This window comes from Massilia sp. YIM B02763, from assembly GCF_030412015.1.
GTDB lineage: Bacteria > Pseudomonadota > Gammaproteobacteria > Burkholderiales > Burkholderiaceae_D > Telluria.
Map to the genome: position 1 here is coordinate 1 of NZ_JASNRD010000035.1, position 23,936 is coordinate 23,936.

The 23,936-nt window shown below is 69.1% G+C and carries 19 protein-coding genes and 1 pseudogene; 11 read left to right on the forward strand and 9 right to left on the reverse strand.

Annotated features, from left to right (window positions below; genetic code table 11):
- Window positions 1–169 precede the first annotated feature (169 nt).
- The 10 genes from QPK32_RS25190 (at window position 170) to QPK32_RS25235 (ending at window position 13,312) form a co-directional block, all read left to right on the forward strand.
- On the forward strand, window positions 170–1,807 hold the full coding sequence (locus tag QPK32_RS25190; RefSeq protein WP_290415537.1) for a TldD/PmbA family protein: 1,638 nt from the start codon (window positions 170–172) through the stop codon (window positions 1,805–1,807).
- 18 nt (window positions 1,808–1,825) lie between these two features.
- The gene (locus QPK32_RS25195; RefSeq protein WP_290415538.1) at window positions 1,826–3,163 is read left to right on the forward strand and encodes a TldD/PmbA family protein; all 1,338 of its coding nucleotides are present in this window, start codon (window positions 1,826–1,828) and stop codon (window positions 3,161–3,163) included.
- 117 nt (window positions 3,164–3,280) lie between these two features.
- Complete coding sequence (locus QPK32_RS25200) at window positions 3,281–4,918, forward strand: TldD/PmbA family protein (RefSeq protein WP_290415539.1); 1,638 nt, start codon at window positions 3,281–3,283, stop codon at window positions 4,916–4,918.
- Between the two features lie 22 nt (window positions 4,919–4,940).
- Window positions 4,941–6,278 carry a TldD/PmbA family protein gene (locus QPK32_RS25205; RefSeq protein WP_290415540.1) on the forward strand — a complete coding sequence of 446 codons (1,338 nt, stop codon included), beginning with the start codon at window positions 4,941–4,943 and terminating at the stop codon, window positions 6,276–6,278.
- Window positions 6,279–6,290: 12 nt separating this feature from the next.
- Window positions 6,291–6,911: a DUF4159 domain-containing protein gene (locus QPK32_RS25210; RefSeq protein ID WP_290415541.1), complete on the forward strand. Its 621-nt coding sequence runs from the start codon at window positions 6,291–6,293 to the stop codon at window positions 6,909–6,911.
- A 16-nt stretch (window positions 6,912–6,927) separates the two neighbouring features.
- On the forward strand, window positions 6,928–7,926 hold the full coding sequence (locus QPK32_RS25215; RefSeq protein ID WP_290415542.1) for a MoxR family ATPase: 999 nt from the start codon (window positions 6,928–6,930) through the stop codon (window positions 7,924–7,926).
- 5 nt (window positions 7,927–7,931) lie between these two features.
- Window positions 7,932–8,825 (forward strand): DUF58 domain-containing protein, encoded by an 894-nt coding sequence (locus tag QPK32_RS25220; RefSeq protein WP_290415543.1) that lies wholly within the window; start codon window positions 7,932–7,934, stop codon window positions 8,823–8,825.
- A complete protein-coding gene (locus tag QPK32_RS25225) occupies window positions 8,822–9,808 on the forward strand; it encodes a BatA domain-containing protein (protein WP_290415544.1) in 987 nt (328 codons plus the stop codon). The genes QPK32_RS25220 and QPK32_RS25225 overlap by 4 nt, the downstream gene beginning before the upstream one ends.
- Window positions 9,792–11,774, forward strand: coding sequence for a hypothetical protein (locus QPK32_RS25230; RefSeq protein ID WP_290415545.1), 1,983 nt, complete (start codon window positions 9,792–9,794; stop codon window positions 11,772–11,774). The genes QPK32_RS25225 and QPK32_RS25230 overlap by 17 nt, the downstream gene beginning before the upstream one ends.
- Window positions 11,771–13,312 carry a hypothetical protein gene (locus tag QPK32_RS25235; protein ID WP_290415546.1) on the forward strand — a complete coding sequence of 514 codons (1,542 nt, stop codon included), beginning with the start codon at window positions 11,771–11,773 and terminating at the stop codon, window positions 13,310–13,312. The genes QPK32_RS25230 and QPK32_RS25235 overlap by 4 nt, the downstream gene beginning before the upstream one ends.
- A 6-nt stretch (window positions 13,313–13,318) precedes the next feature.
- Here the strand turns inward: QPK32_RS25235 and QPK32_RS25240 are convergent, their stop codons facing one another.
- The 9 genes and pseudogenes from QPK32_RS25240 to QPK32_RS25280 all read right to left on the reverse strand — a co-directional run bounded on the left by QPK32_RS25240 (window position 13,319) and on the right by QPK32_RS25280 (window position 22,048).
- A complete protein-coding gene (locus tag QPK32_RS25240) occupies window positions 13,319–13,672 on the reverse strand; it encodes a nuclear transport factor 2 family protein (protein WP_290415547.1) in 354 nt (117 codons plus the stop codon).
- 53 nt (window positions 13,673–13,725) lie between these two features.
- Window positions 13,726–14,496, reverse strand: coding sequence for a spermidine synthase (locus QPK32_RS25245; protein WP_290415548.1), 771 nt, complete (start codon window positions 14,494–14,496; stop codon window positions 13,726–13,728).
- A gap of 125 nt (window positions 14,497–14,621) precedes the next feature.
- Window positions 14,622–15,995 (reverse strand): PAS domain-containing sensor histidine kinase, encoded by a 1,374-nt coding sequence (locus QPK32_RS25250; RefSeq protein ID WP_290415549.1) that lies wholly within the window; start codon window positions 15,993–15,995, stop codon window positions 14,622–14,624.
- The gene (locus tag QPK32_RS25255; protein ID WP_290415550.1) at window positions 15,992–17,344 is read right to left on the reverse strand and encodes a sigma-54 dependent transcriptional regulator; all 1,353 of its coding nucleotides are present in this window, start codon (window positions 17,342–17,344) and stop codon (window positions 15,992–15,994) included. Before QPK32_RS25255 ends, QPK32_RS25250 begins: the two co-directional genes overlap by 4 nt.
- A gap of 30 nt (window positions 17,345–17,374) precedes the next feature.
- Entirely contained in the window at window positions 17,375–18,604 is a 1,230-nt protein-coding gene (locus QPK32_RS25260) for an ABC transporter permease (protein ID WP_290415551.1), read from the reverse strand.
- Between the two features lie 11 nt (window positions 18,605–18,615).
- Window positions 18,616–19,926: an ABC transporter permease gene (locus tag QPK32_RS25265; RefSeq protein ID WP_290415552.1), complete on the reverse strand. Its 1,311-nt coding sequence runs from the start codon at window positions 19,924–19,926 to the stop codon at window positions 18,616–18,618.
- Between the two features lie 9 nt (window positions 19,927–19,935).
- A complete protein-coding gene (locus tag QPK32_RS25270; protein ID WP_290415553.1) occupies window positions 19,936–20,247 on the reverse strand; it encodes an ATP-binding cassette domain-containing protein in 312 nt (103 codons plus the stop codon).
- Window positions 20,248–20,356: 109 nt separating this feature from the next.
- A pseudogene (locus tag QPK32_RS25275) lies at window positions 20,357–20,752 on the reverse strand (ABC transporter ATP-binding protein); the annotation flags it as partial.
- 27 nt (window positions 20,753–20,779) lie between these two features.
- The gene (locus tag QPK32_RS25280; RefSeq protein WP_290415554.1) at window positions 20,780–22,048 is read right to left on the reverse strand and encodes an efflux RND transporter periplasmic adaptor subunit; all 1,269 of its coding nucleotides are present in this window, start codon (window positions 22,046–22,048) and stop codon (window positions 20,780–20,782) included.
- A 227-nt stretch (window positions 22,049–22,275) separates the two neighbouring features.
- Between QPK32_RS25280 and QPK32_RS25285 the strand changes: the two genes are divergently transcribed.
- Window positions 22,276–23,877, forward strand: coding sequence for a hypothetical protein (locus tag QPK32_RS25285; RefSeq protein WP_290415555.1), 1,602 nt, complete (start codon window positions 22,276–22,278; stop codon window positions 23,875–23,877).
- Window positions 23,878–23,936 lie beyond the last annotated feature (59 nt).

Here is a 23,936-nt window from a genome sequence, read left to right on the forward strand (position 1 = left end):
CGTCAACTCCGTCTTCCCCCATTCCCCGCGAAGAACCTAAAGATTGCCTATTCAAAACGATAACTTGCTGCTACTGTTTAACAGTTTTCATTGGCGCACCGCAGTAAAAAGAACGTGTGGCCCGTCCGCCGGGCCGCTGTCCAAGACGTAGTGTGATTTCAGGAGACTTATGGAACGCCGTACCTTCCTCAACATCAGCGGCCTGGCTTTCGGGTCGATGCTGGTCCCCGTGTTCGGCCGCGCGATCGTCGCCGAAGAACTGCTCAACCCGATGGCCGTCACCGCCAAGAAGGCGCTCGCCGACGTGGCGATGAATGCCGCCACCAAGGCCGGCGCGACCTATTGCGACGTGCGCATCGGGCGCTACCTGAACCAGTACATCACCACGCGCGACCTGAATGTCGAGAGCGTGACGAATACCGAGTCGGCCGGCGTGGGCGTGCGCGTGATCGCCGGCGGCGCCTACGGTTTCGCCGCCACCAGCGACATGACCCCGGACGGCATCGCCGGCGCCGCGCGCCAGGCCGTGGCGATCGCCAAGGCGAACGCCAAGCTGCAGTCGGAGCCGGTGCAGCTGGCGCCGGTGAAGGGCGTGGGCGAGGTGTCGTGGGCGACCCCGGTCAAGAAGGACTGGAGGACGGTGCCCATCAAGGACAAGGCCGAGCTGCTGATCGCCGCCAACAAGGCCGGCATGGACGGCGGCGCCAGCTTCATGCAGTCGATGCTGTTCCAGGTGAACCAGCAGAAGTACTTCGCCTCGACCGACGGCTCCTATATCGACCAGGACATCCAGCGCCTGTGGGCGCCGATGTCGGCCACCGCCGTCGACAAGGCAAGCGGCAAGTTCCGCTCGCGCGGCGGCCTGTCGAACCCCGTCGGCATGGGCTACGAATACCTCGAGCCGAAGCCGGAGCACAAGATCAAGGCCGCCGGCGGCGTCGCCACGCTGTACACGGGTTCCTACGACATCGTCGAGGATGCGCGCGCGGCCGGCCGCGACGCCAAGCGCAAGCTGACGGCGAAGTCCGTCGCGCCGGGCAAGTACGACCTGATGCTCTCGCCCGAGCACCTGTGGCTGACGATCCACGAGTCCGTGGGCCACCCGACGGAACTGGACCGCGTGCTGGGCTACGAGGCCAACTACGCCGGCACCAGCTTCGCCACGCTCGACAAGTGGCAGAGCAAGAACTTCAAGTACGGCTCGCCGCTGGTGAACATCGTGGCCGACAAGACCACCCCGGGTTCGCTGGGCGCCGTCGGCTACGACGACGAAGGCGTCAAGTGCAAGCGCTGGGACATCATCAAGGACGGCATCCTGGTCAGCTACCAGGCCACGCGCGACCAGGCCCACATCATCGGCAAGACCGAGTCGGACGGCTGCTCGTACGCGGACAGCTGGAGCAACGTGCAGTTCCAGCGCATGCCCAACGTGTCGCTGCAGGCGGGCACCAGGAAGCTGATGCCGGACGAGATGGTCAAGGACATCAAGAAGGGCATCTACATCGTCGGCGACGGCTCGTTCTCGATCGACCAGCAGCGCTACAACTTCCAGTTCGGCGGCCAGCTGTTCTACGAGATCAAGGACGGCAAGATCGGCCAGATGCTGGAAGACGTGGCCTACCAGTCGAATACCCAGGACTTCTGGAACGCCTGCACGGCGCTGTGCGACGAGCGCGACTGGCGCATGGGCGGCTCCTTCTTCGACGGCAAGGGCCAGCCTCCGCAGGTCAGCATCGTCTCGCACGGTTCCTCGACCGCGCGCTTCAACGGCATCAACGTCATCAACACCGCCCGCAAGATTGGCTAAGGCACGGAAAGACAGAACATGACCATCCTGACCAAGGAACAAACCAAGCGCATTTGCGACCGCGTCCTGTCGTACTCGAAGGCCGACGAATGCATCGTCGGCGTCAGCGGCAGCCGCAACGGCAACATCCGCTTCGCCCGCAACGCCGTCTCCACCGCCGGCCTGGCGGAAGACACCACCGTGTCCGTGCAGGTCGCCTTCGGCAACCGCCAGGGCACGGCCAGCATCAACGAATTCGACGACAAGTCGCTGGAAAAAGTCGTGCGCCGCGCGGAAGACCTGGCGCGCCTGGCGCCGGAAAACCCGGAATTCATGCCGACCGTCGGCAAGCAGGACTACAAGCCGTCCGCCACCTTCAACGCCAAGACCGCGGCCATCGACCCGGAGTACCGCGCCCAGGCCGCCGCCTACGCGATCGAGGCCTGCCGCAAGAACAAGCTGGTGGCCGCAGGCTTCTTCACCGACGGCACCTCGTTCTCCAGCGTGGCCAACTCGAAGGGCGTGTGGGGCCACCAGGACCAGACCATGCTGGACTTCACCTGCACCGTGCGCACCGAGGACGGCCGCGGTTCCGGCTGGGTCAAGCGCTCGGCCACCGACGCCGCCAGGTTCGATCCGCGCGAAGCGGCCGACGTGGCGATCGAGAAGGCGCTGCGCTCGGTCGAGGCCAAGGCGCTGGAGCCGGGCCGCTACACCGTGATCCTGGAGCCGGCCGCCACGTCCGAGCTGCTCGGCTTCATGCTGTTCGGCTTCAACGCGCGCCAGACGGACGAAGGGCGCAGCTTCCTGTCGAAGAAGGGCGGCGCCTCGCGCCTGGGCGACAAGCTGTTCGACGAGAAGGTCAACGTCTGGGCCGACCCGTGGAACACGGACGTGCCGGTGCTGCCCTGGGACCAGGAAAGCCTGCTGGCACGCCAGCGCATGGACCTGATCAAGAACGGCAAAGTGAACGCGCTGCAGTACTCGCAGTTCTGGGCCAAGAAGAAGGGCGTGCAGCCGACGGCGATGCCGGGCAATATCATCATGGCCGGCACCGACAAGACCACGGCCGACCTGATCGCCAGCACCAAGAAGGGCATCCTCGTCACGCGCACCTGGTACATCCGCATGGTCGACCCGCAATCCGTGCTGCTGACGGGCCTGACGCGCGACGGCACCTTCTACATCGAGAACGGCAAGATCAAGTACCCGATCAAGAACTTCCGCTTCAACGAAAGCCCCGTCACGATGCTCAACAACATCGAGGAGATCGGCAAGCCCGTGATCATCGGGGGCGACGAAGTGCCGTTCCAGATGTCGATCCCGCCGATGAAGGTACGCGACTTCAACTTCACGTCGCTGTCCGACGCGGTGTGACAGACGCGATATAAAACACCGTCGTCCCCGCGCAGGCGGGGATCCAATTTTCGTGCGACACCAACAAGATTGGGCCCCTGCCTTCGCAGGGGGGACGGCAGGTGCATTGGAGGAACGATGGAACGCCGTACTTTCCTGAAAATCGGCGCCGGCACGGCCGGCGCCATGCTGGTCCCCGTCCACGGCAACGCCATCGCGGCCGAGGAACTGCTCGCGCCGCTGGCCGCCGGCGTCAAGAAGTCGCTCGCCGACACCGCCATGGACGCCGCCAGAAAGGCCGGCGCCTCCTACTGCGACGTGCGCATCGGGCGCTACCTGAACCAGTACATCACCACGCGCGACCTGAACGTCGAGAGCGTGACGAATACCGAGTCGACGGGCGTGGGTGTGCGCGTGATCGCGTCCGGCGCCTACGGCTTCGCCGCCACCAACAGCCTGAACCCGGACGCCGTCGCCAATGCCGCGCGCCAGGCCGTGGCGATCGCCAAGGCCAATGCGCGCCTGCAGACGGAGCCCGTGCAGCTGGCGCCGCAGAAGGGCTTGGGCGAAGTGGCCTGGGCCACGCCGATCAAGCGCGACTGGCGCACCGTGCCCGTCAAGGAGAAGGCCGAGATGCTGGCCGCCGCCAACAAGGCGGGCCTGGATGCCGGCGCCAGCTTCATGACGGCCAATCTCTTCCAGATCAACCAGCAGAAGTATTTCGCCTCGACCGACGGCTCCTATATCGACCAGGACATCCACCGCCTGTGGGCGCCGATCACGGCGACGGCCGTCGACAAGGCCACCGGCAAGTTCCGCTCGCGCGCCGGCCTGGCGCCGCCCGTGGGGATGGGCTACGAATACTTCGACGCGAAGCCCGAGCACAAGATCCGCGCGGCCGGCGGCGTGACCACACTGTACAAGGGCGGCTACGACATCGTCGAGGAAGCGCGGAACGCGGGCCGCCAGGCACGCGAGAAGCTCACGGCCAAGAGCGTCGACCCGGGCAAGTACGACCTCGTGATCGCGCCGGAAAACCTGTTCCTGACGATCCACGAATCCGTCGGCCACCCGACGGAACTGGACCGCGTGCTGGGCTACGAGGCCAACTACGCGGGCACCAGCTTCTGCACGCTGGACAAGTGGGAATCGAAGAAATTCAAGTTCGGCTCGAACATCGTCAACTTCGTCGGCGAGAAGACGACGCCCGGTTCGCTGGGCGCCGTCGGCTACGACGACGAGGGCGTGCCGACCAAGCGCTGGGACATCGTCAAGGACGGCATCCTGGTGAACTACCAGGTCACGCGCGACCAGGCCCACATCATCGGCGAAAAGGAATCGCAGGGCTGCTCGTACGCCGACAGCTGGAGCAGCGTGCAGTTCCAGCGCATGCCCAACGTGTCGCTGCAGCCGGGCGCCAAGCGCATGACGCCCGACGAGATGGTCAAGGACGTCAAGCGCGGCATCTACGTGCTGGGCCGCGGCTCCTACTCGATCGACCAGCAGCGCTACAACTTCCAGTTCGGCGGCCAGCTGTACTACGAGATCAAGGACGGCAAGATCGGCCAGATGCTGGAGGACGTCGCCTACCAGTCGAACACGCAGGACTTCTGGAACGCCTGCACGGCGATCTGCGACGAGCGCGACTGGCGCATGAGCGGCTCCTTCTTCGACGGCAAGGGCCAGCCTAGCCAGGTGAGCGCCGTCTCGCACGGCGCGTCGACGACGCGCTTCAACGGCATCAACGTGATCAATACGGGCCGCAAGATCGGCTGAGCGCCAAGGGCGAGGAGACACGATGAAACAGCTGAACCAGGAAGACACCCGCGCCATCTGCGAGCGCGTGCTCGGCTTTTCCAAGGCCGACGAATGCAGCGTCACCATCGCCGGCAGCCGCGCCGGCAACATCCGCTTCGCGCGCAACAGCGTGTCGACGGCGGGCCTGAACGAAGACCGGCGCCTCACCGTGACCGTCGCCTTCGGCAAGCGCCAGGGCACGGCCACCATCAACGAATTCGACGACAAGTCGCTGGAAAAGGCCGTGCGCCGCGCCGAGGACATCGCGCGCCTGGCGCCGGAAAACCCGGAGTTCATGCCGGCGCCGGGCAAGCAGGACTTCAAGGCCAGCACCGAATATTTCGCCGCGACGGCCGCCATCGACCCCGACTACCGCGCCGAGGTGGCGTCGCACGCGATCCTGGCGGGGCGCAAGAACAAGCTGGTGACGGCCGGCTTCTTCAACGACGTCACGGGCTTCGAGACCATCGCCAATTCGCGCGGCGTGTTCGGCCACCGCGACTACACGAACCTGGGCTATACCTGCACGGCGCGCACCGAGGATGGCCGCGGTTCCGGCTGGGTGACGCGCGGCGTGGTCGACGCCAAGCGTTTCGATGCGCGCGAGGCGACCGACGTGGCGATCGAGAAGGCGCTGCGCTCGGTCGATGCGAAGGCGCTGGAGCCGGGCCGCTATACCGTGATCCTGGAGCCGGCCGCCACGTCCGACCTGGTGAGCCGCATGTTCGGCGCCTTCGGCGCGCGCCAGGCCGACGAGGGCCGCAGCTTCCTGGCGAAGAAGGGCGGCGGCAACCGCCTGGGCGAGAAGCTGTTCGACGAGCAGGTCAACGTGTGGGCCGACCCGTGGGACAAGGACGTCCCGGTCAGCCCCTGGGATGCGCAATCGATGCTGGCGCGCCAGCGCACGGACCTCATCAAGAACGGCAAGGTCGCCTCGCTCGACTATTCGCAGTTCTGGGCACAGAAGCAGGGCGTGCGCCCGACCGCGCGCCACGGCAACATCATCATGGGCGGCGGCGGCAAGTCGCTGGAGGAGCTGATCGCCGGCACGAAGAAGGGCATCCTCGTCACCCGCACCTGGTATATCCGCATGGTCGACCCGCAATCCGTGCTGCTGACGGGCCTGACGCGCGACGGCACCTTCTACGTCGAGAACGGCAAGATCAAGTACCCGATCAAGAACTTCCGCTTCAACGAGAGTCCGATCACCATGCTCAACAACGTGGACGAACTCGGCAAGCCGGTGATCCTGGGCGGCGACGAAGGACGGTTCCAGCTGGTGATCCCGCCGATGCGGATCCGCGACTTCAATTTCACGTCCTTGTCGGACGCGGTGTAAGCACACGATTCGATGGCCACCTTCGATTTCTATTTCACGCGGCTGATGTACGAATCCGGCGACTGGGACGTGGACCAGCGCATGCCCAGCAACGTGCTGAATTCGCTGGTCGAGTACACCACGCTGCGCGTCGATCCGGCCGAGCGCGTGATCGCCCTGTCGGACCCGAAGATGCTGGAAGCGCCGTTCTGCTACCTGGCCGGGCACAAGCTGGTGCAGTTCACGCCGGCCGAACGGAAGAACTTCGAGCGCTACGTGAAGGGCGGCGGCTTCGTGTTCGTCGACGACTGCAACCACGACATCGACGGCCTGTTCGCCAAGTCCTTCGAGGCCGAGATGTCGCGCATCTTCGGCATGCATGCGATGCGGAAGATCCCGAACAACCACCGCCTGTATTCGAGCTTCTTCCATTTCGACGGGCCGCCCAACACGGCGGTCGAATTGAACGGCTGGGGCGACGACCTGGTGCACGAGTACCTGCGCGGCATCGAAGTGGGCAAGCGCATCGGCGTGCTGTACTCGAACAAGGACTACGGCTGCGAGTGGGACTACGACTTCCGCAACAAGCGCTGGCTGGCGGTCGACAACACGCGGTTCGCCGTCAACATCATTCAATATGCCCTGGGGGCATAAGAAGGAGAAATGCAACGTGGCAGAAGCACAGGCATGGACTGAAAACGAGATCGCCGACCTGGTGGCCAAGGTCGGCGCGCTCAAGGAAAGCATGGGCCGCGTGATCATCGGCCAGAAGGACGTGATCGACCTGCTGGTCACCTGCCTGCTGGGCGGCGGCCACGCGCTGGTCGAAGGCGTGCCGGGGCTGGGCAAGACGCTGCTGGTGAAATCGCTGGCCCAGGCCACCGACATGCAGTTCCGCCGCGTGCAGTTCACGCCCGACCTGATGCCGTCGGATATCGTCGGCACCGAGATCCTGGAAGAAGACCAGGCCACCCGCCAGCGCGTGTTCCGCTTCCAGCCGGGCCCCGTGTTCACCCAGGTGCTGCTGGCCGACGAGATCAACCGCGCCCCGCCCAAGACCCAGTCGGCGCTGCTGGAGGCGATGCAGGAACGCTCCGTCACCTTCGCCGGCCAGACGCACAAGCTGCCGCAGCCGTTCTTCGTGCTGGCCACGCAGAACCCGCTCGAACAGGCGGGCACCTATCCGCTGCCCGAGGCCCAGCTCGACCGCTTCCTGCTGCGCATCGACGTCGACTACCCGAGCGAGGACGAGGAGATCGCGATGGTCGGCGCCACCACCCACGCGGGCCTGCGCGACGCGACACCGGCGATGGACTTGCAGGCCTTGCTGCGCCTGCAGCAGCTGGTGCGCGACATCGAGATCGCCGAGCCCATGCTGCGCTACGCGACGCGCCTGGTGCGCGCGACCCGCCCGGGCGACTCGCCCGTGGAAGCCGTGCGCAAGCACATCGGCTGGGGCGCCGGCCCGCGTGCCGGCCAGGCCCTGGTGCTCGCAGCGAAGGCAAGGGCGCTGATGCACGGCCGCCTGGCCGTGACGCGCGACGACATCCAGGCCATGCTGCTGCCCGTGCTGGCGCACCGCGTGCTGCGCAACTTCGAGGCGGAAGCGGACGGCATCGCCATCGCCGACGTCCTGGCCGCGCTGTCCGCCGGCGTGCGCGCCGAGTAGGCCAGGTGTCGGCAAGCGCGGCGCTGGCCGCCCATACCACCAAACTGTCGCTGGCCGTGCGCCACGTGCTGGCGGGACTCGGCCATGGCATCCACGTCGGGCGCGAGCGCGGGGCCGGCGTCGAGTTTTCCGAATACCGCGCCTACGCGCCCGGCGACGAGTGGCGCCGGGTCGACTGGAAACTGCTGGCCAGGGCCGACCGCTATTTCGTGCGCGAGGCCGAGCGCGACAGCCACGTCGCCGTCTGGCTGGTGCTGGACGCCACCGCATCGATGCTGGAGCCCAGCCGCAGCATCGACGGATTGAACAAGCTGGGGTACGCCCGGTTGCTGCTGGCCTGCGTGGGCGCCATCGCCCAGCGCCAGGGCGACGCGTTCGGCCTCGTCGTGTGCCAGGGCGAGCACGCCCACTTCACGCCGGCCGCGCGCGGACCGCGCCAGCTGCAGCGCGTGCTGGCGCGGCTGGAAGCGACGCAGGCAGACGGCCGCCTGCCCGGCAGCGACACCCTGCGCGCCAGCCTGCATTTCACCCGCTCGCCCGGCGTCGTGTGCGTGGCCGGCGATTTCCTCGACTGGCCGTCGCCCTTGTCGGAAGCCTTGATCCGCCTGCGCAGCATGCGCCACGACGTGCGCGCCGTATGCCTGCAGACCCAGGCCGAGGTCGACGGCGCATTCGACACCGCGTCCTCGTACCGGGATCCCGAGGGCGATGAGAGCATGGTGCGCTTCGGCCGCGACCTGCGCGCCGGCTACCTGCGCAACCGCGCCGCCCACTTCGACACGGTGGCGCTGCAGTGCCGCCGCCACGACCTGCCGTTCGTCCAGGCCCGCATCGAGCAGCCGCCGGGCGACGTGCTGCGCACGCTGCTGCGTCCATCGTTGCGGGGAGGCGGAAGATGAACGCATCGCTGTGGTGGTGGGCGCTGCCCGTCCTGCTGCTGCCGGTCCTGTGGCACCGCAAGAAGCGCGAACAGACGCAGGCGCTGCCGCTTGCGACGGCACGCTTCCTGCCGAAGACCGAACCGCTGCAGCGGCGCGTGTGGCGCTGGAGCGATCCCTTGCTCCTGCTGCTGCGCTGCCTGCTGCTGGCCACGCTCATCGCCCTGCTGGCCGACCTGGTGCTGCCCTGGCGCGGCGATACGGTGCTGGTGGTGCCAGGCAGCGCGGCGGCGGCCGTGGACAAGGAAGCGCAGGCCGCGGGCTTCGCCGATGCGGCGCGCCTGGCCCTGCCGGACCGCGACGCGAGCGCCTGGATCCATGCCCACGAGCGCGAATTCAAGCCGGAGGCGCGCCTGCTCGTGGTGGGCGATGCCGCCATGCCGGCCGCGCTGCCCCGTTTCCGCCATCCGGTCGTGCTGCGTACCGCACCGGCACCCGCGCCAGCCGTCGAGCGCCACGTCGCCATCTTCAGCAAGCGCCCCGACGCATGGCGCCGCCTGTTCGCGGCGCTGGACGGCCCGCTGCGCGTGGTCGTCGATGCTCAGCCGGGCGCGCGCACGGAACTGGTCGTGTGGGACGTGCCGGAAGCGCCGCCCGCGCAGCTGCGCGCGCCGCTGTGGCTCGTCGCGAACGCCGCCGCCTTCCCCGAGCTGGCACAGGCGCCGCAGGCAGGCGGTCTGCATTACGCCGACAGCCCGCGCGGCCGCCTGTGGAGCAATACCGCCTGGCCGCCGCGCGACGCCGACGCGGCCCGCACCCTGGTCGCCGACTGGCAGCGCCTGCACGCCGGCGTGCGGCCGTATGCGATGCCGGCCCAGGCGCTGGCGCCCGATGCGTCCGCGCCTGCCGGCACGGCATCCGGCGCATTGCGCGACCGGCTGGCGCTGCTGCTCGTCGTCCTGTTTGCCCTCGAGAGGATCCTGACCCATGTCCGCCGACGCTGAACCCGCCCGCCGGCTGTGGCGTGCCGCCCTGCTGCGCCGCGGCGCCATGTGGGCGGCCGGCAGCGTGCCCTGGCTCGCGCTGCGCTCGGCGCCGGGGCTGCTGGCCTGGACGGCGTTCTGCGCCTGGGATGGCTTGCGCGTGCAGCGCCAGGTAGCGCAGGGCTGGACGGGCTGGATCGACGCCGCCGTGCCCGAGATGGAAGACAGCGCCGGCCTGCTCGTGCATGCCGAGTCTCCGCTCGCCCGCCTGCAGCGGCAACGCCTGCTCGAGCGCCTCGATGCCGCGCTGCCGCCGCGGCGCCTGCGCGCCATCGCCTTCGCGCACGTGCGCTTCGGCCTGCCCTGGCTGGCCGGCAGCGTGCTGCTGGCCGGCCTGGCCTGGGGCGCGAACGCGCTGCAGCATCCGCAGGCAGCGCAGGGGACCGCGGCCGGCGCCGGCGGCCCGTCCGCGGCGGAAGCGGCGGCGCGCGCGGAGCTGACGGTGACGCTGACGCCGCCGCGCTACACGGGCGTGGACAAGACGACCAACGCGCCGCGCGACCTGCAGGCGCCCGAGCAGACGGCCGTCGCATGGTGCCTGAAGGACCCGCGGGCGGCGCCGGAAACCATCGAACTGAGCGACGGCGGGCAGTTGCAGGCGGGCCGGGAATGCGCACGATGGACCGCCACCGAATCCGTGTTCTGGCGCTGGCGCGGCGCGCGCTACACCTTGAAGGTGATCCCGGACGGCGCGCCCGAGATCACGGTCACGCAACCGAACGAGATGGTCAAGGACTTGCCGCGCGATGCGAAGGACACGGCCATCGCCGTGGAGGTGCGCGACGACTACCGCATCGTGCAGGCGACCCTGCACCTGACGCTGGCGCGCGGCAGCGGCGAGAACATCCGCTTCAGCGACCGCGAACTGCCGCTGCCCGTCTCGAACGATCCGCGCCGGCGCACCTGGAGCCGCAACTGGGCGCTGGCCGACCTGGGCATGGAGCCGGGCGACGAGCTGTACTTCTTCGTGCGCGCCGCCGACAACGCGGCCAAGCCGCACACGGTGCAGTCGCCGACCTACACGCTGCGCCTGCCGGCGCCGCCGTCCGAGGAGGAAGAGGAGACGTCGGCGCTGCCGATGCTCGTCAAGCCGGAAAGCCTGCGCAGCCAGCGCCAGGTGATCATCGACACGGAGCAGCTGGTGGCCGACATGCGCGACAGGAAGCTCAGGGATGCCGAGGTGCGCGAGCGCAGCGAATCGATCGCTTCCGACCAGGCCGCGCTGCGGCGCCGCTACGGCCAGTTCCTGGGCGAAGAATCGACGCTGTTCGGCGAAGAGGAGCATGACGACCACGGCGCGGAAGGCCACGGCAAGCAGGACGTGCTGCATGAATTCGGCCATGCGCACGACCAGGCCGAGAACGCGACGCTGTTCGACGACGCCACCAAGAAAATCCTGCGGCGCGCGCTCGTCGCCATGTGGGATGCGGAAAAGGCGCTGCGCGCGATTACTCCGAAGACGGCGCTGCCGCCCGAGCACAAGGCGCTGGAGGCGATCAAGGAATTGCAGCAGTCCGAACGCATCTACCTGCACAAGACGGCGTTCACGCCGCCCGCCATCAAGGAAGACAAGCGCATGAGCGGCGACATGGCCGATACGAAGAGCTACCGGCGCAAGCAGGACGAGGCGGACGACATCGTGCCGGCCGGCCTGCGCGACCTGGTGCAGGCGCTGGGCGGCGACGGTCCGCTCCCGGCCTTGTGGACGCGTACCGCGCACGACTGGGTGCGCGAGCGCATCGGCAGGGACGAGGAGCGCCTGGCGGCCCAGCGCGCGATCCAGGACGTGGCCGACGGCAAGCGCGATGCCCGTCCCGTGCTGCGCGCCTGGCTGCGCGGCGGCGTGCAGGATGCGCCCGTGCTGCTGCAGGCCGCGCCGCGCGTCGAGACGCCGTTCGCGAAGGCGCTGCGGGGAGGTGGGCAATGAACCCCGTCGCCATCGCCGCTGTCGTCATCGGCATCCTGAGTGCGGCAGCCTGCCTCGTGCGCCGGCGTGTGCCCGACGCCGTGCTGGCGCTGGTCGCCGGCATCGCGCTGGCGGGTACCGTCGGCGACTTCGCGCTGCCCGGCACGGCCGGGACGACGTTGACCGTGTCGAGCGGAGAGCCGCCGGCCTCGCTGGCCGGCGTGCGCACGCTGCGCCTGGACGGCGACGGCTTGCGCGCCGCCCAATGGGCGGATTTGCCGGCGCGTCCGCTGGAATGGAAACGGCCCGATACGCCGGCCATCCGCCTCGACTTCCCGCGCGAGCTCGCGCTGGGACGCATGTTCGTGCTGGCGCTCGAGCGTTCCTGGCAGGCGCCCGGCCGCCTGCAGCTGCTGGCCGAGAACGGCCAGGTGCTGGCGCAAGCGCAGGGAGAGGGCCGGCTGGCCGTGCAATGGCTGCCGCCGCTGGCCGAGACGCTGGTGCTGCGCGCGCGCCTGCTCGACGCCGCCGGCAAGGTCGTCGACGAGGGCCCGGTGCCCGTCGTCGTGCGCGAGCCCTTGCCGCTGCAGGTGCGCGGCCGCTTCGGCGCGCCGTCGTTCGACCTGCGCGTGCTGGACGACCTGCTCGCCGGCAGCCATGCGCTGATCGACTGGCAGGTCGCGCTGGGCAAGAACCTGGACCGTGCCGAGACGGCGCGCGAGGACGTCGCGCGGCCCGACCTGGAGATCGTCGACGCCGCCTGGTTCGAGCGCGCCGGCGAGGCCGGCCGCCAGGCCGTACTGGCGCGCGTGGCGCAGGGATCCGCGCTGCTGGTGCTGGGGGCGAATGCCCAGGATGCCGGCCTCTGGTCGCGCAGCGTCGGCCTGGGCCTGGCGCCGCAGCCGGCCGACAGGACGGTCGGCACCGTGCTGCCGATGACGTCCGCCGCGCTGGCGCCGAACGCGGCGACCCGGGGCGAATGGACGGGCGCCGACGGCCTGTGGACGCGCGACTGGCAACGCGGAAGGATCGCCTGGCTGGGCGCCGGCGATTGGCACCGCTATGCCATCAGCCAGCCGCGCCAGCTCGCGCTGTGGTGGCAGGACGTGCTCGACCGCCTGCGCGTGCAGCGCGAGCGCGACGTCGCCTGGCTGGCGCCGCAGGAGATGCCGCTGCCGCGCCAGCGCCTGGCCGTGTGCGCGCAAGGGGTAGAGGGCGACGTCGCCTTCCCCGACCTGCACCAGGCGCTCGCCTGGCAGCGCCGCGCTGAACAGGCCGACGCGTCCTGCGTGGCCGTATGGCCGCGGCGGACGGGCTGGCTGCGCATGGATACGCAGACACAGGCGCAGGCAGCGGAGCCGGTCGCAGGCCAGGTGTACGTGTATGGGGAGCGCGACTGGCCGCTGTGGCAGCGCAGCGAGCGGCGCGACGCCACGGCGCGCTATGCGGCGCGCACGCCGCAGGCCACCGCGCCGGGCACGCGCAGCCTGCCCGCATGGCCGTTCGGCGTGGCGTTCGCGCTCGCGATGCTGGGGTTGTGGTGGCGCGAGCGACGCTGAACGAACTCAGGTTCCCGTGGGGATGACGAAGGCGCGCAGCTCGGCCATCTTGCCGTCCCTGAAGCGCCAGACGTCGCTGTAGGCATGTTTCACCTCCCGGCCGCCGGCATCCTTGCTCGCGATGTCGCCGAGCGCCACGACGAAGTCGCCTTCCGCGACCAGGCGGTCGACCGTGAATGCGGGCGGAGAGACGTATTCCTTCGTCATCCAGTCGCGCACCGCCCCCTTGCCGTGCAGCGTCTCGCCGCCGACGGTGGACCAGACGATGTCATCCGTGCAGAACGACAGGAAGCCTTCGTTGTCGCCGGCGCGGACCGCGGCATTCGCCTGCTCCAGGGTGGTCTTGTTCAGTTCGGACATGCTGCCTCCTCGGTATGAAGATCGTGCAAACGGCGCGCCGGGCCGGCATGGCGTCAGCCGGCGTGGTCGCGCATCCATTCCTTGAGCCCGTTCACCCAGCTCTTGGCCGGCAGATTGTAGCGCCGCTTGATCTCGCCGGCGCGCTCGTACAGCAGGGAGAAGTCGATCTGCGGCGCTTCCTTGAAGGCGATGACGACGATGTTGGCGTCGTGGACCTCGGGCAGCCAGACGACGGCGTCGAACGCGCCTTCCATCGCCAGGAAGTTCTTGTCGTAGCTGGAGAAGTCGCCGAACACATTGGCCGTCATGATGCCGCCCGGCGCCAGGCAGTCGGCGCAGGCCTGGTAGAACTCGGGCGTGTCGAGCACGGGGCCGCGCGCCTGTTCATCGTACAAATCGACCTGCAGCGCGTCGACGGTGCCGTGGTTGGCCGGGTCCAGCACGAAGTCCAGCGCATCCATCTCGCGCACGTCCAGGCGCGCGTCGTTGGGCGGCAGGCCGAAGTATTCGTGGCAGATCGCGATCACGTTCGGATTCAGTTCCGCGGCCGCCACCTGCGCCTGCGGAAAACGCTGGTAGCAGAACTTGGTCAGCGCGGCGCTGCCCAGCCCCAGCTGGACGATGCGGCGCGGATCGTCCTTGAACAGCATCCAGGACATCATCATCTGCACGTATTCGAGCTCGATCGCATCCGGGCGCGCGAGGCGCATCGCCCCCTGTTCCCACGAGGTGCCCAGGTGCAGCGAGCGCACGCCCTCGAATTCGGTGATGGTGGCGGGCGGGTGGCCGGGGCGGGAAAAGCGGGGATCTGCAGGGGTAGACATCAAGCGATCTTACCAAACATACCGTCGCCCCTGCGCAGGCAGGGGCCCAATTCTGCGAGGGCCGACCTGGCGCCGACAACATTGGGTCCCTGCCTGCGCAGGGACGACGTTGTTGTCGTGCGGGGTCAGGCGGGCAGGATCAGCGTGACGGCCAGGCCGCCGCCCTCGCGGTTGGACAGCGTGATGCGCCCGCCGTGGGCTTCGGCGATCTCGCGCGCCAGTGCCAGGCCCAGGCCGGTGCCGCTGCGCTTGGTGGAGTAGAAGGGGACCAGGGCATTGGTCAGCACGGCGTCGTTCATGCCGCTGCCGCGGTCCATCACGTCGATGCGCAGCAAGTCCTGCACGCGCCGCACCTGCAGGGCCACGTCGTCCGGACGCGAGCCGGATTCGTGGGCGTTCTTGAGCAGGTTGAGCAGCGCCTGCTCCATCTGGGCGACGTCGATGCGGGCCGGCTCCTCGGGCAGGCTGCCCACGAGGGTGAAGGCGACCTGCGCGGCCAGCCGCGCCGTGAAGTCGGGCCAGGGTACGGTTTCGAGGCGCGGCGCGGGCAGCTTGGCGAAGCGCGCGTAGCCGAGGATGAAGCTTTCCAGGTGGCGCGTGCGCTCGCCGATGGTCTGCAGGATCTGCGGCAGGCGCTCGGTCTGGCCGCGCCGCACGAGCTCCGCCCCCGAATGGGCCAGCGAGGCGAGCGGGGCGAGGGAGTTGTTCAATTCGTGGCTGATCACGCGGATCACCTTCTTCCAGGTCTGCACCTCCTGGCGCCGCAGCTCGGCCGTCAACTGGCGCAGCAGCAGCAGTTCGTGGCGCCGGCCGTTCAGGGTGAACTGGCGGCGCGCCAGGTGGTAGACCTCCTCGTCTTCGCCGTCGCCCGCCGTGAACAGCCCGTCGCCGCCGCGGGCCAGCGCCTCGACGAGCGCCGGCACGGACTGCGCCAGGACCGCGTCCAGCGCATGGCCCTCGAGCTTGCGGCCGCCGAACAGCAGCTGGCGCGCGGCCAGGTTCGCATACACGATGGTGTGCGCCTGCGGGTCGCGCGTATGCGCCGCGTCGGCCACCAGCAGCATCGCCACCGGCGTGTTCTGCACCATGGTGTCGAGCAGCAGTTCGCGCTGCACGAGCCCCAGGCGCTGTTCGCGCAGCACGTCGCCCAGCGCGTTGTGGGCCTGCACCAGGTCGGCCAGTTCGTCGTTCTGCGCCCAGTGCAGGCTGAAGGAAAAGTCGCCGTCGCGGTAGCTCGTCACCGTGCCTTCCAGCGCGCGGAACAGCGACAGGATGGGCTGGATCTGCGCACGGATCGTGATCACGGCGATGGGCACCACGCACAGCAGGCAGATGCCCAGCACCGCCAGCGGCCGGCCGGGCATCAGGCGGTCCAGGCCGAGAGCGACGAGGATGCCGACGGCCAGCAGGGTGCCGACCAGCGCCGACCAGCGCGTGACGAGGGAAAAGCGCAGCGTCCGGCGCGGCCGCGCGCTGCTTTCCTTCACGCTCTCCTTCATGCCGCGCGTTCGATGCCGAGGCGTTCCATGCGCCGGTACAGCGCCTGGCGCGACAGCCCCAGTTCGGCCGCCGCCTGGGCGATGACGCCGCCCGCGCGCGCCAGCGCCCGCACGATGGCGTCGCGGTCCGGCTCCGCATCCGCCGCGGCACCGGCGATGGAGGAGGTCGTGACACCTTCCGGCAGGCCCAGGTCGGCCGGCATGACGACGTCCTCCCGCGCCAGCAGGCTGGCGCGCGCCATCACGTTCTTCAGTTCGCGCACGTTGCCGGGCCAGGCATGGGCCAGCAGCGCGCCCTCGGCGCTCGGATGCAGGCGCTTGCCGCCGGCCAGGAAGGACTGCGCCAGCGGCAGGATGTCGCCGGGACGGGCCGCCAGCGCCGGCAGCTTCAGTTCGATCACGTTGAGGCGGTAGAACAGGTCTTCGCGGAAGGTGCCGGCGCGGATCATGGCGGAGAGGTCGGCATTGGTGGCGCTGATCACGCGTACTTTGACCTGGCGCTCGCGGTTCGAGCCGAGGCGCTCGAAGCGTCCCGTCTCCAGCACGCGCAGCAGTTTCATTTGCCCGGCCAGCGGCAGGTTGCCGATCTCGTCGAGGAACAGCGTGCCGCCGTCGGCCGCCTCGAACTTGCCTTCGCGCGCCTTCGAGGCGCCCGTGTAGGCGCCGGCGTCGGCGCCGAACAACTCGGCCTCGATCAATTCCGAGGGCAGGGCGCCGCAGTTGAGCACGACGAAGGGGCCGCCGGCGACCTGCGAATTGGCCTGGATGATCTCGGCGATGCGCTCCTTGCCGGTGCCGTTCGGGCCCGTGATCAGGACCGGCACGTCGGCGCGCGCCACCTGGCACGCGAGGCTCAGCACGCGCTCCATGGCCGGGTCGGCCCAGACCAGGCCGCGCAGGTCGTAGTGCTGCTCCAGCTCGCGCCGCGCCTGCCGTTCCCGCTGCAGGCGCGTGCCCAGCGCGCGGTTGGCCTGGCCCAGCTCGATCAGGTTGGTAACCGTCGCCAGCAGGCGGTCGTCGTTCCAGGGCTTGGACAGGTAGTCCGCGGCGCCGGCCTTGACCAGGTCGACGGCCGCGTCCAGGTGGGTCCAGGCCGTCAGCAGGATCACGGGCAGGTCCGGATGGCGCTTGCGGATCTCGCGGAACAGCGCCGTGCCTTCCGCGCCGGACGTGGTGTCGGCCGTGAAGTTCATGTCCTGGATGACCAGGTCGACCGGCTCGCGCGCGAGGATGGCCAGACCCTCCTCGGGCGAGGCGGCGCATAGCGACGCGATGTCGTGCAGCGAAAACAGCACGTCGAGCGCGATGCCGACGGCGGCGTTGTCATCGATGATCAGTACGGTAGGCATGTCCGCCAGCATAGCATTGTCGGGCGCCCGTCAGACGCTGCGGGTGGCCGTCGCCGGCGAGATGCTGGCCGCGCGCCACGCCGGACCGTAGGCGGCGAACACGCCCAGCAGCCAGAAGATCACGGCCCCGCCGACCAGGTAGCCGGCCGGCAGGCGCGCCAGTTCCAGCTTGCTGACGAGGAGCTGGTTCAGCGCGAGGCCCAGCGCCACGCCGCCGAACACGCCGGCGCTCGTGATCATGAAATTCTCCGTGATGAAGTAGCGCAGGATGTCGATGCGGCGCGCGCCCAGGGCGCGGCGCACGCCGATCTGCTTTCTCCGTTGCGTCACCCACAGGCTGGCCATGCCGACGATGCCCGAGGCCGTGATCAAGAGGAGCAGGGCGCTCACCGCCACCAGCGTCCATTGCAGGGCGACGTCGTTGCGGTAGCGGCGCTGGCGGTCGCCCTCGACGGTGACCTGGTCCATGATCAGGGGCAAGGACGAGGACTTGCGCAGCGCGGCTTCCGCCTCCTTCATCACGCGGTCGCGCTGGCCCGGTTCGGTGCGGACCGCGAACAGCACGCTGCCGCTGCCGTATTGGCGATGCGGGATGACGAGCGTCTGCAGGCCTCGCCCGGTCGTTTCCGCATGGGCGCTGACCAGGCGCTCGACGACCCCGACCACGCGGCTGCCGGCGCCCGGATTGCTGCCTACATACACCGTCTTGCCGACCGCAGCCTCGCCGGGCCAAAGCTTCCCGGCCAGGTCCTTGCTGATGATGACGGCCTGCGGCGTCACGTCCTCGGCGCCGTCGTTGACGTCGGCGATGTCCTGGGGCAGGAAGTCGCGACCTTCGACCAGGTGGAGACCGAAGGTGCCGATCAGCGAATCTCCCGACTGGTAGACGGAAGCTTCCGCACTCGACTTGTCCTGCCCGGGCGCGAGCGCCACGGTGGTGATCCAGCCGCTGCGGGACATCGGCATCTGGCTGACCTGGGCGACCGCGGCGACGCCGCCGATGGCACGCAGCAGGTCGGCCTCGTGCTTGATGTCGGCAAGCTGCTTCTCCGGCGTTTCCTGGCCGACGGGGCGCACGGTGAGATAGAACGTCGATGCCTCGTCGGACAGGCCGGAGGGACGACTGACGATGTTGCGCCGCTCCTCGACGATATGGGCGGTATTGGCGAGGATGGCCAGGCTGATGGCGACCTGCAGGGCCACGAGCACCGGGCCGGTCTTGTTGCGCAGCAGCGCGGTCAGGATGGGGCGGATTTCCATGTGCGTTCTCCTTACTGCGATTTGAGCTGGATGGCGGGCGTGACCTGGCAGGCCCGCCAAGTCGGCAGCAGGCCCGCCAGGACCGCGGCGCCGACGGACAGCAGGAAGGTCAGCGCCAGCATCTCGATGTCCATGGTGGCGACGCTCGCCATTTCCTTGTTGGCCAGGCGGATCAGGGCCAGGGCGGCGAAGGCCAGCAGCAGGCCGAGCACGCCGCCCGCCATGCCGACCACGCCGGTCTCGATCAGGAACTGGCGGAAGATCTCCGGGCGCGACGCACCCAGCGCGCGGCGCACGCCGATTTCCGATGCGCGTACCGAGAACTTGGCGAGCAGCAGGCCCACGGTGTTGACGAGGCACAGCAGCAGGAAGCCGAATGCGAGCCAGACTTGCAGCTTGCTGTCCTTGGATACGACCTCGCCGTACTCGAGCCATTCGCCCACGTCGTACAGCATGTTCGGCGCATGGCGCTTCAGGCGCCCCAGCTTGCGCTGCTCGTCGGCGTAATTGTCCAGCCAGGACTGCAGGTCGCGCCGGTCGCCTTTCGATGCCGTCTCGAACCAGGCTGTGATCCACGTGCATTCGGATGCCAGGAAATTGGCATACCCGGGCGCATAAGACGACTGGCAGCTGACGCCGCCATTGATGCCCGCCTCGTGGCGGATGGCGGTCGCCAGCGGGACGAAGAATTCCTCGCGGTTGCCGAAGCGCGGCCCGCCTGCGAGCTGGTAGAAGCGCGGCAGCGGCATCCAGTGGTCGACGACGCCGACCACGGTATAGGGCGTGCCCATCATCGTGAGCCGCTGGCCGACGGGATCGGCTTCGCCGTACAGCTTTTCCGCCAGTTTGCGGCCAAGGACGACGACGTCGGCACCGCGCGCCTCGTCCGCTTCGCTCCAGGCCTGGCCGCGCAAGAAAGGCACGTCGAACATGGCGAAGAAGTCGCGCGTGGGCGCGAGGCCGGCGGCAAAGAACGGCTGCATGTCGTTGCGCGCCGGCTGGACCGGTGCCGCGACGGCGTACAGCGCGGTGCGGCGTACGCCCTGGCCGCTCTTCAGGAAGTTCATTGCATCCTGGTAGCTGATCTGCTGATTGTCGTACTTTTCTTCCGGCTGGTAGCCCTGGAGCGGACCGTTATCGATGATGGGCACGAACAGCCGCTCGCTCTTCTGCGGAATCGGATCGCTCGACATCATGTGCAGGATGGTCAGCGTGGACATGCTGGCCGCCACGCCCACGGCCAGCGTCAGCACCATCAGGACGGTCAGCGCGGGATTGCGGCGCAGGCTGCGCACGCCCAGCTTCAGGTAATAAGCGAACATGGCTTCTCCTTACGCGGTGACGGCGGCGCCGGCGTCGACCAGCGTCGGCCCCTTGCGCACCAGGTCCGAGACCTGGCCGTCGACGATGTGCACGTTGCGGCTCGTGCGCACGGCCAGTTCCGGGTCGTGGGTGACCATCAGGATCGTGGTGCCGGCCGCGTTGATCTCTTCCAGCAGTTCCATCACGCCGCGCGCCATCTGGGTGTCCAGGTTGCCGGTCGGTTCGTCGGCCAGCAGCAGCTTGGGCGAGCCGGCCAGCGCGCGCGCGATCGCCACGCGCTGCTGCTGGCCGCCGGACAGTTCGGCCGGGTAGTGCTTCATGCGCGAGGCCAGGCCCACCTTGGCCAGCGCTTCCTCGATGCGCTTCTTGCGTTCGCTCGCGTTGAAGCCGCGGTAGCGCAGNTTCGGCCGGGTAGTGCTTCATGCGCGAGGCCAGGCCCACCTTGGCCAGCGCTTCCTCGATGCGCTTCTTGCGTTCGCTCGCGTTGAAGCCGCGGTAGCGCAGCGGGACGTCGACGTTGTCGAACAGGTTCAGGTCGGGGATCAGGTTGAAGCCCTGGAAGATGAAGCCCAGCTTTTCGTTGCGCAGGCGCGAGCGGGCATTATCGTCCAGGCCCTTGACGTTGACGCCGTCGAGGACGTACTCGCCCGCCGTGAATTCCTCCAGCAGGCCGGCGATGTTGAGGAAGCTGGTCTTGCCGGAGCCGGAGGGGCCGGTGACGGTGACGAATTCGCCTTCGCGCACGTCGATCTCGAAGCCGCGCAGCGCGTGCGTCTCGATCATGTGGGTGCGGTACACCTTGGAGAGGTTGGTCATGCGCAGCATGATGGAATCCTTTCAGTGACGTTGTGTTTATTGGTTGATCGAGATGCGCTGGGCGTTCTCGAATGCATCGGTGCCGGCGACCACGATGCGGTCGCCCTGTTTCAGGCCGCCCAGGATCTCGACGGCCGAGATGCTGGTGGCGCCCAGCTTGACCGGGGTGCGCGTGGCGATGCCGTCGCGCACCACGTAGGCGTAGCGCCCGCCCTCGCTCTCGACGAAGGGGCCGCGCGCCACCATCAGCACGTTCGGCTTTTCCTCGATGAGCAGGCGCGCCGTCACGCGCTGGCTCTGGCGCAGGCCTTTCGGCTGGTCGCCGTCGAATCGGACGCGCGCCAGCACCATGTTCTTGACGACTTCCGGCGACAGCGCGGACAGCTTGCCGGTGGCGGTCCCGGAGGGCAGCGTGACTTCCGCGTTCATGCCGATGCCCAGGTCGTTCACATAGGTTTCCGGCACCTCGATCTCGACTTCGAGCTTGGACAGGTCGACCAGCGTCATCAGGGGCGCGTTGGCCGCGACCACCATGCGGTCCTGCACGTTCAGCGTGCCGATGAAGCCGTCGACGGGCGCGCGCACCGTCAGTTCGTCGACGCGGCGCTGCGCCTCGCCCAGCGACAGGGCGGCGCGTTCCAGCTCGCTGGTCTTGGTCTGCAGGGCCAGCCGCACGTCCTGGCCTTCCAGGCCCGCGGCCTGGGCGGCGTGCCTGGCGCGGATCTCGGCCGACTGCAGCGCATCCTTGGCCTTCTGGTAGTCGATCTTGGCGATGACGCCGACCTGCGCGACGCTCTCGTAGCGCTCCAGCGTGCGCTGGGCCGACAGGCGCTCGATCTCGGCGGTGTCGGCGTCCTTGCGCGCCAGGAGCTTCTGCTTGTCGGCCAGGATGTGCTGGCGCGCCACCTCGGCCTTCAATTGCTCGTAGGTCGAGCGCTCGCGCTTGAGGGCGTCGGACAGGTCGGGCGACTCCAGCACGGCCAGCACCTGGCCCTTCTTGACGGTGTCGCCGGCGGCGATCTTCAGGTTGACGGTGGACGGGGCCTTGGCGTACAGCGTCGGGCTGACGGCGGCGACGACGCGGCCGTTGACGGACGCGTCGCGCACCAGCGTGCCGCGCGTGACCTCGGCGATGCGCAGGCGCGCCGCGCTGACCGAGGCTTCGCTGCTGCGCCAGGTCGCCAGCATCCCGGCAAACAGGGCGACGACGGCAATGGCGGCGCCGATCCAGATGGCGCGGCGCTTGAGCTTGAAGCCCGGCGGCGGGGCGAGGACGGCATCCTGGTGGGAGGTATCGCGGATCATGGGTGGTCTCTGTGTAATCTCGGACGGTCTTGGACACGTTCCTCTTTGCAGGAAGCGTGCCAGATCCTAAGTCCTTGATTCCACACGATGTCGGCCGCAGCCTTCGCTGCTCCGGACGTGTCCGCACTGTCCGGCGGACCCGGCCGCGGACAGTACGGACGGTTGCACTATTGATATTTCGGACACCGGACATATTTCCTGGTCACAATCCACTCCCGAAAGCGCCCATGTCCGCCCTGAAGTCCTGGTTTGCCTGCCTGGCGCAACGCCCCGAGCCGGAGCCGCTCGACTATCCGTTCGCGCCGAGCGACGTCGCCCGGCTGCACGGCCTGGGCAAGCATGACCGGGCCGACGATCTCGACGACCAGACCTGGCGCGACCTGCTGCTGGAGCGCTACCTGGAGACCTTGTCGCAGGATGGGACGGACAAGGTGAGCATCTTCGGCCGCCAGGTGTTGTACCGGCGCCTGCGCGCGGGCGTGTCCGCGCCGGATGCCGCCGTCCGCAAGGCGCGCGTGCAGCGCCTGCTGGAGGAACCGGACTGCATCGCGCCGCTGCGGCGCAGCCTCGTCGCGCTGCGCTCCGCCGAGGTCGAGACGGCGGCGCTGCTGTTCGACGAGCAGGCGCCGCCCGCGCCGCCGCCGCCCGCGCTGGTCGCTCGCGCTCCGCTCCTGACGCTGCTGCTGGTGCTGTCGATCGCCGCGGCGTTGGCCGTCTCGCCGCTGGGCTGGATCGGCGTGGGCGTGGCGATGTACCTGCTGGTGGCCATGCAGATGCGCTGGCGCGACCGGGCCGTCGAATGGAAGAAGTCGACCGATGCACTGCAGATGCTGCTGCGCGCCTGCTCGCTGCTGGACGGCAGCGGCCTGCCGCTGGCCGGGGACTTCGATGGCCTGCGCCAGCCCGCCGGACGCCTGAGCCGCGCGCTGGCGCGTCCGCCCCTGTCATCGGTCGTGCCGGGCGCGAGCGAATACGGCGACTGGTTCGTGGCGTCGAACATCCGCCATTATTTCGCGACGCTGGCGCTGGTCGCGCGCGAACGCGGCTTCCTGCGCCGCTGTTTCGACCTGTGCGCGGAACTGGAGGCGGATCTCGCGCTGGCCCGCCACCTGCACGGCCGCAGGCACTGGTGCTGGACGGAGCGCAGCGGCGCGCGCACGCTGGTGCTGGAGGCGGGCGTGCATCCGCTGCTCGACGCCGCCGCCGCGCTGTCGATCGCGCTGGACGGCAAGGGCGTGTTCCTGTCGGGCCAGAACGGCGTCGGCAAGAGCACGTTCCTGCGCATGCTGGGCCTGAACCTGGCCGTGGCGCGTGGCTTCGGCTTCTGCTACGCGAAACGGGCCGCCTTGCCGGCGCTGCCCGTCGTCGCCAGCATGCAGAACGAGGATTCGCTGCTGAACGGCCACAGCCTGTACATCGCCGAACTGGCGCGGGCGCGCGAACTCCTGGCGCTGGCCACGGGCGGGCGCGCCGTCGTGTGCCTCGTCGACGAGATCTTCCGCGGCACCAACCACGAGGAGTCGGTGTCGGCCGCCGCCGCCGTGCTCGACGAGCTGGCGCGCGATGCGCTGGTCGTGGTGTCGTCGCACAACCTGGTGCTGGGCCCCTTGCTGGCGCACCGGCTGGCGCCGTGGCGCATCGTGCAGGGAGCGGACGGCGGGCTGCGGCTGGAGCCGGGCGTGCTGGGGCGGACCAATGGCGTGTCCCTGCTGGCCGAACGGGGGTTCGACGCGGCCGTGCAGCGCAAGGCGGAGCGGGTGGCCGGGTGGCTGGCGCGGCAGCGCGGGAGCGAGGCGGGCGCGGATGTATTGGCGCGGGAGGTGTCTTGACCGTCGCCCCTGCGCAGGCAGGGGCCCAAGTCCGAAGCGTGCCGGCTGCGCGTGCCAAT

What these genes read in the sequence shown, in the direction of transcription:
- QPK32_RS25225 (WP_290415544.1), top strand. Translation starts at nt 8,822, where the DNA reads ATGAACGCATCGCTGTGGTGGTGGGCGCTGCCCGTCCTGCTGCTGCCG.
- QPK32_RS25270 (WP_290415553.1), bottom strand. Translation starts at nt 20,247, where the DNA reads ATGAAGCACTACCCGGCCGAACTGTCCGGCGGCCAGCAGCAGCGCGTG.
- QPK32_RS25260 (WP_290415551.1), bottom strand. Translation starts at nt 18,604, where the DNA reads ATGGAAATCCGCCCCATCCTGACCGCGCTGCTGCGCAACAAGACCGGC.
- QPK32_RS25230 (WP_290415545.1), top strand. Translation starts at nt 9,792, where the DNA reads ATGTCCGCCGACGCTGAACCCGCCCGCCGGCTGTGGCGTGCCGCCCTG.
- QPK32_RS25280 (WP_290415554.1), bottom strand. Translation starts at nt 22,048, where the DNA reads ATGATCCGCGATACCTCCCACCAGGATGCCGTCCTCGCCCCGCCGCCG.
- QPK32_RS25205 (WP_290415540.1), top strand. Translation starts at nt 4,941, where the DNA reads ATGAAACAGCTGAACCAGGAAGACACCCGCGCCATCTGCGAGCGCGTG.
- QPK32_RS25190 (WP_290415537.1), top strand. Translation starts at nt 170, where the DNA reads ATGGAACGCCGTACCTTCCTCAACATCAGCGGCCTGGCTTTCGGGTCG.
- QPK32_RS25285 (WP_290415555.1), top strand. Translation starts at nt 22,276, where the DNA reads ATGTCCGCCCTGAAGTCCTGGTTTGCCTGCCTGGCGCAACGCCCCGAG.
- QPK32_RS25210 (WP_290415541.1), top strand. Translation starts at nt 6,291, where the DNA reads ATGGCCACCTTCGATTTCTATTTCACGCGGCTGATGTACGAATCCGGC.
- QPK32_RS25235 (WP_290415546.1), top strand. Translation starts at nt 11,771, where the DNA reads ATGAACCCCGTCGCCATCGCCGCTGTCGTCATCGGCATCCTGAGTGCG.
- QPK32_RS25195 (WP_290415538.1), top strand. Translation starts at nt 1,826, where the DNA reads ATGACCATCCTGACCAAGGAACAAACCAAGCGCATTTGCGACCGCGTC.
- QPK32_RS25240 (WP_290415547.1), bottom strand. Translation starts at nt 13,672, where the DNA reads ATGTCCGAACTGAACAAGACCACCCTGGAGCAGGCGAATGCCGCGGTC.
- QPK32_RS25250 (WP_290415549.1), bottom strand. Translation starts at nt 15,995, where the DNA reads ATGAAGGAGAGCGTGAAGGAAAGCAGCGCGCGGCCGCGCCGGACGCTG.
- QPK32_RS25200 (WP_290415539.1), top strand. Translation starts at nt 3,281, where the DNA reads ATGGAACGCCGTACTTTCCTGAAAATCGGCGCCGGCACGGCCGGCGCC.
- QPK32_RS25265 (WP_290415552.1), bottom strand. Translation starts at nt 19,926, where the DNA reads ATGTTCGCTTATTACCTGAAGCTGGGCGTGCGCAGCCTGCGCCGCAAT.
- QPK32_RS25255 (WP_290415550.1), bottom strand. Translation starts at nt 17,344, where the DNA reads ATGCCTACCGTACTGATCATCGATGACAACGCCGCCGTCGGCATCGCG.
- QPK32_RS25245 (WP_290415548.1), bottom strand. Translation starts at nt 14,496, where the DNA reads ATGTCTACCCCTGCAGATCCCCGCTTTTCCCGCCCCGGCCACCCGCCC.